Source organism: Intestinimonas sp. HCP28S3_D6 (assembly GCF_052065695.1).
Taxonomy (GTDB): Bacteria; Bacillota; Clostridia; order Oscillospirales; family Oscillospiraceae; genus Intestinimonas.
Genome location: NZ_JBQHTM010000072.1, coordinates 1 through 9780 on the forward strand (window position 1 = coordinate 1; position 9780 = coordinate 9780).

A 9780-nucleotide genomic window follows, 5' to 3' on the forward strand; every position below is an offset into this window, starting at 1 on the left:
GCAGATAAATAATGGCTATTTTGCACTGAAATCACCTTAACCAAGCGCAAATGGCGGCTAATACATTGAGTAGAAACAGGATAAAGGCTTTTATTCAGAGGTTCCTTAGGTGTTTTGTCAATAGGCTTGTTCAAGGTATTTGTGGTCGTCCAACTCCGCCGGAGGCCGGAGCTGTTTCCGGTCCACCTTGTTGTTCACATTGAGCGGAAACCGCTCCAGCTGGAACATGCAGGTGGGCACCATATAATAGGGCAGATGCTCTCGAAGATAGGCCTTGAGCTCCTTCGGCCCGATCGTTTCCTCAGCAGTGTAGTAGCCGCATAGAATATTGGTCCCTCCGGAGTCTGGGAAGGCGATTACCACTGCTTCAGTAATACCGGGGTACTGAAGCATGGCCAGTTCTACCGCCCTGGACTCTACCCGAAAGCCCCGGATCTTATACATGCGTCCCTTCCTGGCTACGTAGACCAGATTGCCATTCTCATTCTCACGAACGATGTCGGCTGTCTTGAGCACCCTCTGGTAGCCCTCTTCCTGGGTAAAGGGGTTCAGGGCATAGGTGGCTGCGGTCAGCTCCCGCAGTCCGACATAGCCTCTGGAGATCTGAGGACCCGCGAGCCAGAGCTCTCCGGCCTGCCCCTTGGCCACCGGCTTTCCTGTCTCATCGACAACATAGCCGCGCAGACTGGGGTTGAGCTTGCCCACAGGATAGCTGCTTTGCCGCTTTGTAATGGGGTAATGGGAAATTAAGGAGCCAGCCTCCGTAGCGCCGTAGACATGGAAGATGCGGAACTGGTCGGAGCAGAGATTATGAACGCAGTCGCTCCCCACCAGCAGCAGCCGCAGGGACAGGGTGGTCGGCGTTTCCTGGGTCAGCTTAATGGCCATGTGGGGAGGCAGGAAGCAGATGGTAATCCGGTTGTCCACCAGATATTTCTCTAGTTTGCGGATATCCCGCCGGTAGGCCTCACCGATAATATAGCAGGTGGCGCCTCTCATAATGGCGCCCACCATGTCGGACACCGATGCCACAAAGGAAAAGCTGGCAAAGATGCAGTAATGGTCCTCCGGTGTCACCTCCATGGGCTCCTGATTCAGAGCCATCTGGTACACCGCGCGGTGTTCCAGCATCACTCCTTTGGGGGCTGCAGTGGAGCCCGAGGTATAGACCACCAGTGCCAGACCGTCGGGCACTGAGAAATCCAGATCCCCCGGATCCGCAGTCTCCATGGCCTGCTCCATTCGGGCATGATCCAGCACCAGCGGGCAGCGGCAGTCCTCCAGGATGTGGCTGTTCACGTCCTTTGTCATGGAGGCATTGAGATAGACATAGGCAGCCCCCGCCTTCCAGATGCCCAGAATCGCCACCACGGTCTCCGCGCTGCGGCCGGTAGAGATCCCCACAATGTCCTCCCGGTGAATCCCCTGTCCCAGTAGGTAGGCCGCCAACACAGAGGACCGGCGGTCGAGCTCCTGATAGGTGAGTTGCTGGCCCTCTGAGACCACCGCTGTCTGCTGCGGGTGTGTTTTGGCCCACCTGTGAACCTCTCCGCAGAACGTAGGCCCTCCGTGAAGGGCCACCTCAAAAGTATTCATATCCCGACAGAACTCCTTCTCAAAGCCATAGGATTGGTATCCTCACCGCCGGGTGCTCCCCCGGGGCACACGATCATAACAGCTTGAGCGTTAATGTGCCGGCTATCCCCTCCTCGCGCATATTTTAGTAGCATTTCTTCTGCAGCGCCAGACCATAAGGACCGTCCGGGGGCCCTGAAAAGGGCCTCCCCGGACGTCCGTCACGGTTACCGTAAAATGGCCGTCAGCATGGTCGGAACTGTTATTACGGCAATGATAGCATATGCCACATTTAAAAAGCAAGTGGGAATGGCGGGTCAACAGATGCCCAGCTGAGCCAGGCCGGCGCAGACGAACACAGTGATGAGCGGAATGATGACAGAGCAGACACCCATGGGGCGGTAGCCCTCCTTGTGGGTCAGCTTGCACACACCCAGCTCGTTGACGATGGTGCCGTTGTGGGGCAGGGAGTCCAGACCACCGGAGGAAATGACCGCCAGGCGATGGATGACCTGAGGATTGAGTCCCGTGGAGAGAAAATAATCGCTTAGGGAGTCCATGGCGATGGTCAGACCGCCGGAAGAAGACCCAGTGATGCCAGCGGCAATGTTTACCGCCACAATGACCTGGATGGTGGGCGGTCCGGGGATCTCGGTGAGGCCGCTGAGGACGAAAGCGTAGCCGGGCACGCTGGCGATGACGGTGCCGAAGCCCACCACCATGGAGGCAGTGACGCTGGAGTTGATGGCCTGCATGGCGCCGGTTCGGCAGGTCTCCACCATATTTACGGGGCTACCCAGGCGCTTGTGGAAGATAATGAGGGCCAGGATGATGGCCACAAAGGAGGCTGCCACGGCACCAGTGTTGAAGACGTTGAGGAGGATGAAGAGCACGATGCAGGGCAGCAGAGCCATGATCAGGCTCATTTCCTGAAAGTCATCGTCCTTGTGGATGGTCTTGGCAATCTCGGCTCCGGTGGGCAGGAAGCCCTCCCCCTTCTTTTTGGCACCCTTGAGCTCCCAGAGAATATAGATGGTGCCTAGGGTGAAGGAGCAAATGATGGCCAATACGCTGAGCACAGGGGCGGCGGTAAGGGTTGTTCCCAGGTAAGTGGATGCGATGATATTGTTGACGCTGGGAGAGCCGGGGAAATGTGTCAGGGCGATACACCCGGCGCCCAGAATCTGGCAGCCATAGAGCCTCCAGGGCACATCTAACTCTTGATAGAGCTCCTTTGAGATGGCCACAATGGTAAACATGGCAACAAAAACGCTCACGCCGCCCACCACCAGCACGATGGCGACGATGATAATGCTCCACACTGCCGCCAGCTTCTCGAAGCCGTGGCAGCGCTTGGCAAGCCGGGTGATTTTCCGGGCAATGGACTTGGCCGCACCGGAGTCGCCCATGATGGCGCCGAAGATGGCACCCAAGAACAGAATAAGGAAATACTTCTGCAGGAAACCGGCAAACCCGCCGGCATAGGTCTCGGTGATGCCGGTGATTACAGGCTGCTGGGAGATGATCAGCACTACCACGCCACACAGGGGTGCCACAAACATGGGGGGAAGTCCTCTGTAGCAAAGATAGATCAATCCACAGACACCGATCAGAATGCCGATCAGGCTGATGACCTCACTTGACATGGGTTCCTAACCTCCATTCTTCCATACGGGTACGCGCGGGGCAGGAGCGCGAACAGGGCACGCTTTTATTTTGCCTTTTTGAATTTCTCCAGTAGGCGGCGCGGAGTGACGGTCTTGCGGCGGTAGATGGGGATCTCGGGCTCAATACCGGCCAGGTACTTGGCCAGGCCCTTGAGTTCCTCCAAATCGTAGCCGCCCATCATGGCGATGGTCTCCATCTGGGGAGAGCCGCCGCCGTGCAGGCCGGCCACCAGTTGTCCGGCACCGAAGTCGCTGACGATCTGATCCTCGATCATACGGAAGCAGCGATGGATGTTCTCCGCGGGAATGGAGGGGTCACGCATGATATAGGAGCTGAGCAGCTCGCCCACTTCCTCGTTGTAGAAGTTCTCCTCCAGGGGCAGCGTGGCGATGAGACCGCCGGCCAGATCGGCCAGGATCCTGGCCTCGCCGTAGATCTCCTCGCCGGCCAGCTTCCGTCCGGCATTGGTGAGGATCTCGTCAGGAACCATGGTGCCGGAGGGGGACTTCTCGGCCCGGTAAGCGGCGGCCACGCCGGCGGCGTATACCAGCTCGGCGATACCGATGATGTGGCAGATCTTGTCCTGTGCGTGACTGGTTTTCTCAATGCCGTTGTACTCGGCCACCAGGGCGGCGGAGCTGGCCAGGCATTCGGAGGCAGCAGGTTTACAACCAGTGTAGGAGTGACGGTGGAAATGGGCAAACATGATGGCCAGGAAGCCGGCGTAGGGAGTGGTCTCAGGATAGGCCAGGCCGTTCATGAAGACGCGCTCATTGGGCACAAAGACATCATCGAAGATGGTCAGAGACTCTACGTCACCCACATGGGCGATAGGGGCGTCGATATGGGTGCGCTTATGGCGCAGGCCGGGCAGGGCGCAGATCTTAATGCCGGGCCAATCAGCGGGGAGGGCAAAGGCGACGGCATAGGCATTGTCGTTCTTGGTCATGAACTTGGTGGGGCAGGCAATGATCTCGTCCACATAGGGAGCGGCAGAGTTGCAGGACTTGGCGCCCCGGACAATGATTCCCTTGCAGGGCTTGCCGTCCAGGCCAATGCCGTCTACATCGGTCTCCACGATTCGCAGGTACATATTGGGGTTGCTCTGCTCAAAGGGGCGCTTCAGACGCTCGCCCTTGACATCGGTCTGGGCGTTGTTGGCCACAATGTCGTTGGCCTGGACGTACTTCATGTACTCGATGAAATTGTCATAGAAATGGGTGCCGCAGGCCTGGTCCATCTCGTAGGTGACCACGGAGAGGGCGTTCATGGCATCGATTCCCATGCAGCGCTGGATGCAGCCGCCCACACGGTGGGAGAGGAGTCGGGTCATCTCCTGCTTCTTGAGTAGGTCATCCACACTCTGATGGATGTGGGTAAAACGGTTGATGGTCTCCCCGGTGATATGGGAAGTAGCAGTACACACATCGCGATAACGTTCGTCATACAGGCAGTCAAAGGTCTGCTTCATGCAGTAGAAACCGGCAGCCATACGCGGATCATCGCGGCCCACGCACTCTTTCCCAATGTAAATATTGGGCTTCATGGCGAACAGTCGCTTCTCGAATTGTTCATAAGTACCCAGTCCCATAGTTGTATTCCTCCTAATTTATAAAAATTGCATAGTGGGTGCCGTCTGGGAAAAATGGTCTCCGTCGGGTTGCTAAAAACGGGGGAAAGATTGATTTAATTACAGGTAGTTCCCATATCCGCGGCGATGTAGGCGCCGGTGATGATGCTGGAGGCATCAGAGGCCAGGAAGAGGACCACTGCAGCCAGCTCATCGATGCGGCCAAGACGCTTGAGAGCGGTCTTGTTGATGATCTGCTCCCGAACTTTGGGAATCTCCAGGGGCTTTGTGTTGATGGCGGTGGGAATATAGCCGGGACAAACGGCGTTGGCGGTGATACCATATTTGCCGAACTCCATAGCCATGGTCTTGGACAAGCTGATGACGCCGGCCTTGGAGGCGCAATAGGCGGCGATATTCTTGGTGCCCACCAGGCCGCCGGCAGAGGAGATGTTGATGATACGGCCCTGGATGCCTTGATCGATCATGACCTTGGCGGCGGCTGCCGCGCCCAGGAAGACGCCACGGAGGTCGGTGTCTACCACCTCGTCCCATTCTTCCACTGTCATCTCGGTGACCCGCTTGGTGATACCGATGCCGGCATTGTTGATCATAATGTCCACCTTGCCGAACGTTTCCACGGTCTTGGACACCAGCTCATCGATCTCCTCTTTTACCCGGACGTCCGCCTTAATGCCGATTGCTGTTCCGCCCGTAGCGTTGATATTGGCGGCCACCTGGTCACAATCGGCCTGGCTGCGGCTGTTGACCACCACTTTGGCGCCATAAGCGGCCAGAACGATAGCCATGCCCTCGCCCAGGCCCTTAGTGCTGCCGGTAATGATGGCTACCTTGCCGGTCAGGTCAAAGGTCGGAATGGGGAACGGGGGGTTTTTCATTTCAATCATGGTTGGAACACGTCCTTTCTAATCGTTTGATTATGAGATGCAGTTTTGCGTTTGGTGCTCAGTGCCGCCCGTCAGGAAGGCTCCCACCCCGGGGCCGATGATTCGGGCGATGGCCTTGACAAAGGTACCAATGAGGAGCACGGCCAAAAGGGTGCCCTCCCGGATGCCTTTGAGTTCGTGGAGGAAGGCCAGAGTAAGAATGGCGGTGGTCAGGACCATGGCGCCGTCGAAGAGGATCTTTACTGTGCCGAATTTGATTTTGGAGCATTTTGTTACGGCATTGACCACACCCTCCGCCGGCAGCACCACAAAATCAGCCTGGACAATGAGAAAGACCCCAAGGCCCAGTACGGCACAGCCAATAACGAAAATCAGAATCCGCAGGGGATAGAAAAAGCTGGCAGGCTGGATAAAGCTCCACAGTAGCGCCGTCCCGTCAATGGCCAGGGAGAAAATGACGCTCATGACGATCTGCGCCACCATGATGGTAAGGGTATACTCCCGTTTGAGCAGGGCCTTTTGAATGATAATAAAGACCACATTGCACAGGCTGGTGCACCAGCCCAGAGAGACGGGGAGAATAAGAGAGAGGGCGTAGGCCGCACTGACAATGGGGGAGATGCCCAAATCGCAGTTTTTGGTAAAGGCCACCCCTGAGGCGTAAAAGAACATCCCTATGGCGCAGATGAACAGGCGCTTTCCAGTGAGCTTTTCCTTCAGGCTCATTGGCGGTACCTCTCCTTTCCTTGTGTCGTGGCGATCAGCGGGCCAGGGTGCCGGCGATGACCATGCGCTGGATCTGGTTGGTGCCCTCGAAGATAGACCACAGCTTGGCGTCACGCATGAGCTTCTCCACCGGGTACTCACGGCTATAACCGTAGCCGCCCAGCACCTGCACGGCATTGGTGGTCACCCGCATGACCATGTCGCTCAGGAATGTTTTAGTTACGGAGCCCAGCTTGGTATCGAAGACGCCGCGGTCCACCATGGTGGCGCACTGCCACAGCAGTGCCCGGGCGGTGGTCACGTCAATCTCCATGTCGGCCAGCATAAACTGGACGCCTTGATGGGCGATGATAGGCTTACCGAAGGTCTTGCGCTGCTTGGCGTAGGCCACTGCCTCATCCAGAGCCCGCTGTGCGATACCTAGAGCACCGTAGGAGTTGACACCGCGGCTGCGGTCCAAACACTTCATAGCCAAACTGAAGCCGGTTCCCTCGGCACCCACCAGGTTCTTGGCGGGAATCCTGACATCCTCGAATAGGACGTCAGAGGTACAGGATAGCCGCATGCCCATCTTGTCCTCATCCTTGCCCACCGACACACCGGGACGATCGCGTTCCACAATGAAGCAGCTGATTCCTTTGGCCCCCTTGGAGGGATCGGTGGAGGCGAAGACACTGTACACATCAGCGATGGGGCCGCTGGTGATAAAGCACTTGCGGCCGTTGAGGATGTAGTCGTCCCCATCCCGGACGGCGGTGGTCTTGGTGGCGGAGGCGTCGGAACCCGCGTTGGGCTCGGTGAGGGCGAAGGCACCCAGTCCGCCGTTGAGGATGAAGTCCATGTAGTACTGCTTCTGCTCCTCGGTGCCGGCCACCAGAATGGGCTCGATGCCAAACTCACCTGTGCTGGCACTGCAGATGAAGCCGGCGTCCACCTTGGCGAACTCCTCGTAGACCAGCACCATCTCCATGGCACCCAGGCCCTGGCCGCCATAGGCTTCGGGGAGAAACATGGTGTTGAAGCCCACATCACGGAACTTCTTAAAGACCTCCATAGGGAACTCGCCCTTGAGGTCGCACTCCTTGACCACCGGGGCCAGCTCTTTTTCGGCAAACTCCCTGGCAAAGGCCTGAAGGTCGCGCTGTTCGTCGGTTAGCAGTAGGTGGGTCATTTTCTTTTTCGCTCCTTTACATCGAAATGGTATGGATCGCGGGTCCCTTCCCTCAGGCGCGCCGCGTCTGATCCCTGCCTTAGTGGCCGCTGAGCATGGCTACTGCCATCTCGTAGAGCTCCTGGGAAACTCCCTCCTCAACCTCCACCGTCTTGATCTCCGGAGCCACCCGGAGAATGGTGGGGATTACAAATGTATCCAAAGTCTCCCGGACGGCGCCGCAGCCGCTGCACGCCCCCCGAAACCGGATAAAGATGGTCTGCTCATCCGGCATTCTGGCCAGCTCCACCCAGCCCTGGTGCTCCAGCAGCTTGGGATTTACCTCCCTGTCCAGCATATCGTTTACTTCCATGGCGGTCACGTTCTGTCAACCTCCTTTCGGGTCACAACCCCATAGCAGCCTGCTTCTCGTCCATGATGGCCTTCAGACCACCCCATTTCTCTTGAAAGAGGCCGGCATCCATCTCTTTGAGGTCGGGGCTGATGATGGGGGTAAACTCCATCAAGTCCAGAATGTCCTTCTGCAGATCCACCCCAGGGGCGATCTCGGTGAGCATCAGACCTTCCGTGGTCAGATGGAAGACACAGCGCTCAGTAACAAAGGTAACCTGCTTGCCTCGGCTGAGAGTCTCCTGACCGTTAAAAGTAAACTGCTCCACCTGTTTGACAAAGCGCTTCATATTGCCCTCTTTTGTAATAACCAATTTTCCGCTGCTCAGGTCGAACTCCGGTTTATCCTGTTTGGTGATACCACCGGTAAAGGTGGCAGTGAAAACAATTCGCTTGGCGCCGCCAGCAACATTCATGAAGCCACCCACCCCAATGCTGTCACCGTTGCGCATGCTGGCATTGACCACCCCAGTGGGATCACATTGTAGGAAGCCCAATGCGCCGTAGTCCAGGCAGCCGCCGTCATACATGTCGAACTGGGCGCTCATATCCACGGTAGCCTCAGCGTTCCAGCAGCAGCCGAAATCGTGCCCCACGGCAGGGATGCCGCCGATACCGCCGGCCTCAGTGGTGAGGGTAAAGAGATCGCCGACCCCCTCTTCTGCTGCTACGGAAGAGATGCTCTCCGGAGTGCCTACGCCCAGGTTGACGATGTCACCCGGGCACAGCTCCATAGCTGCCCGGCGGACGATGACCTTCCGAACGCTCAGCCGCTCGGGGGGATGCTTTTCAGGGGAACGGAGATCTCGCCGCTGAAGACCGGGTTATAGAAGGTGGCGCTGGTCTGCCAGTGGTACTCCGGCTTGCTTACATAGACATAGTCCACCAGCACGCCGGGGACCTTGACCTCTTTGGGCTTGATGGTGCCAGCCCGGACGATGTTTTCCACCTGGCAGATGACTACCCCGCCACTGGCCCTGGCCGCTTGGGCTAGGGCCAACTGATCCAGCTGGTACCCCTCTTTGTAAATGGAAATGTTGCCTCGCTCGTCGGCTATGGTGCCCCGGATAATGGCCACGTCCACCTTGGGACATTTGTAGAGCAGCCACTCCTCGCCGCACAGATTTACCAGCTCCACCAGATCCTCCTTGGCGGTCCGGTTCATCTTTCCGCCATCATATCGAGGGTCCATCATGGTCTTAAGGCCTACCTTAGTGATGACGCCGGGCTTCTTGGCGGCGATGTAGCGGGGCATGGTGGATAGCACACCCTGAGGGAAGTTATAGACCTCGGCCTTCTCTTCCCGGCACAGCCGCACCATGTTGTCGCCGCAGTTGACCAGGTGACCGGCCACCACCCGCTTAAGCAGGCCGGGATAGCTGATGTGGTTGAGCCCTCGGGTGTTCCGGTCCCCCATGGCGGAGGCGGTGTAGAGGGTCAGGTCTTTGGGATGACCCGTCTCCAGAAAAGACTTCTCGATCTCCACGATGCTCTCTTCCGGCACATTTCCCATGGTAATGCCGGTAAAAAAGAGGGTGGCGCCGTCGGGGATATAGCTGCAGATCTCGCTGGCCTGGATTACCTTTCTCATGGTAGCTTTTACTCCTTTCCCGATCGTCACATGCGTCCTATCGAATGTGGCAGAATCTGGGCGTTCGTTTTTCTAAGGAATCTCTGATTTAATCCGCACTACCATAAAGGCTCCGGATGTGGGATAATAACACTATCAACGCAATGGTGGTGTATGGGGATGAAGAAACAGGAAACATTTA

General features: G+C 57.3%; 9 protein-coding genes. All 9 read right to left on the reverse strand.

Annotation, left to right across the window (positions count from 1 at the left end):
- Window positions 1-117: 117 nt before the first annotated feature.
- Complete coding sequence (locus ACTNBK_RS15735; RefSeq protein WP_441147521.1) at window positions 118-1596, reverse strand: amino acid adenylation domain-containing protein; 1479 nt, start codon at window positions 1594-1596, stop codon at window positions 118-120.
- 296 nt (window positions 1597-1892) lie between these two features.
- The gene (locus tag ACTNBK_RS15740; RefSeq protein ID WP_441147522.1) at window positions 1893-3221 is read right to left on the reverse strand and encodes a GntP family permease; all 1329 of its coding nucleotides are present in this window, start codon (window positions 3219-3221) and stop codon (window positions 1893-1895) included.
- A 65-nt stretch (window positions 3222-3286) separates the two neighbouring features.
- A complete protein-coding gene (locus ACTNBK_RS15745; RefSeq protein WP_441147523.1) occupies window positions 3287-4834 on the reverse strand; it encodes a 4-hydroxyphenylacetate 3-hydroxylase N-terminal domain-containing protein in 1548 nt (515 codons plus the stop codon).
- 95 nt (window positions 4835-4929) lie between these two features.
- Complete coding sequence (locus tag ACTNBK_RS15750; protein ID WP_441147524.1) at window positions 4930-5721, reverse strand: SDR family NAD(P)-dependent oxidoreductase; 792 nt, start codon at window positions 5719-5721, stop codon at window positions 4930-4932.
- Between the two features lie 30 nt (window positions 5722-5751).
- Window positions 5752-6447: a YczE/YyaS/YitT family protein gene (locus tag ACTNBK_RS15755; RefSeq protein WP_441147526.1), complete on the reverse strand. Its 696-nt coding sequence runs from the start codon at window positions 6445-6447 to the stop codon at window positions 5752-5754.
- A 34-nt stretch (window positions 6448-6481) separates the two neighbouring features.
- Window positions 6482-7618, reverse strand: a complete 1137-nt coding sequence (locus ACTNBK_RS15760) for an acyl-CoA dehydrogenase family protein (RefSeq protein ID WP_441147528.1) — start codon at window positions 7616-7618, stop codon at window positions 6482-6484.
- Window positions 7619-7697: 79 nt separating this feature from the next.
- Window positions 7698-7970: a NifU family protein gene (locus ACTNBK_RS15765; RefSeq protein ID WP_441147534.1), complete on the reverse strand. Its 273-nt coding sequence runs from the start codon at window positions 7968-7970 to the stop codon at window positions 7698-7700.
- A gap of 31 nt (window positions 7971-8001) precedes the next feature.
- The gene (locus ACTNBK_RS15770) at window positions 8002-8742 is read right to left on the reverse strand and encodes a hypothetical protein (protein WP_441147530.1); all 741 of its coding nucleotides are present in this window, start codon (window positions 8740-8742) and stop codon (window positions 8002-8004) included.
- Window positions 8743-8774: 32 nt separating this feature from the next.
- Complete coding sequence (locus tag ACTNBK_RS15775) at window positions 8775-9599, reverse strand: CoA-transferase (protein WP_441147532.1); 825 nt, start codon at window positions 9597-9599, stop codon at window positions 8775-8777.
- Between the last annotated feature and the right edge of the window lie 181 nt (window positions 9600-9780).

Excerpts from the sequence above, each read along its gene's own strand:
- ACTNBK_RS15755 (WP_441147526.1), bottom strand. The coding sequence starts at position 6,447 with ATGAGCCTGAAGGAAAAGCTCACTGGAAAGCGCCTGTTCATCTGCGCC.
- ACTNBK_RS15765 (WP_441147534.1), bottom strand. The coding sequence starts at position 7,970 with ATGGAAGTAAACGATATGCTGGACAGGGAGGTAAATCCCAAGCTGCTG.
- ACTNBK_RS15775 (WP_441147532.1), bottom strand. The coding sequence starts at position 9,599 with ATGAGAAAGGTAATCCAGGCCAGCGAGATCTGCAGCTATATCCCCGAC.
- ACTNBK_RS15760 (WP_441147528.1), bottom strand. The coding sequence starts at position 7,618 with ATGACCCACCTACTGCTAACCGACGAACAGCGCGACCTTCAGGCCTTT.
- ACTNBK_RS15770 (WP_441147530.1), bottom strand. The coding sequence starts at position 8,742 with ATGGAGCTGTGCCCGGGTGACATCGTCAACCTGGGCGTAGGCACTCCG.
- ACTNBK_RS15750 (WP_441147524.1), bottom strand. The coding sequence starts at position 5,721 with ATGATTGAAATGAAAAACCCCCCGTTCCCCATTCCGACCTTTGACCTG.
- ACTNBK_RS15745 (WP_441147523.1), bottom strand. The coding sequence starts at position 4,834 with ATGGGACTGGGTACTTATGAACAATTCGAGAAGCGACTGTTCGCCATG.
- ACTNBK_RS15740 (WP_441147522.1), bottom strand. The coding sequence starts at position 3,221 with ATGTCAAGTGAGGTCATCAGCCTGATCGGCATTCTGATCGGTGTCTGT.
- ACTNBK_RS15735 (WP_441147521.1), bottom strand. The coding sequence starts at position 1,596 with ATGAATACTTTTGAGGTGGCCCTTCACGGAGGGCCTACGTTCTGCGGA.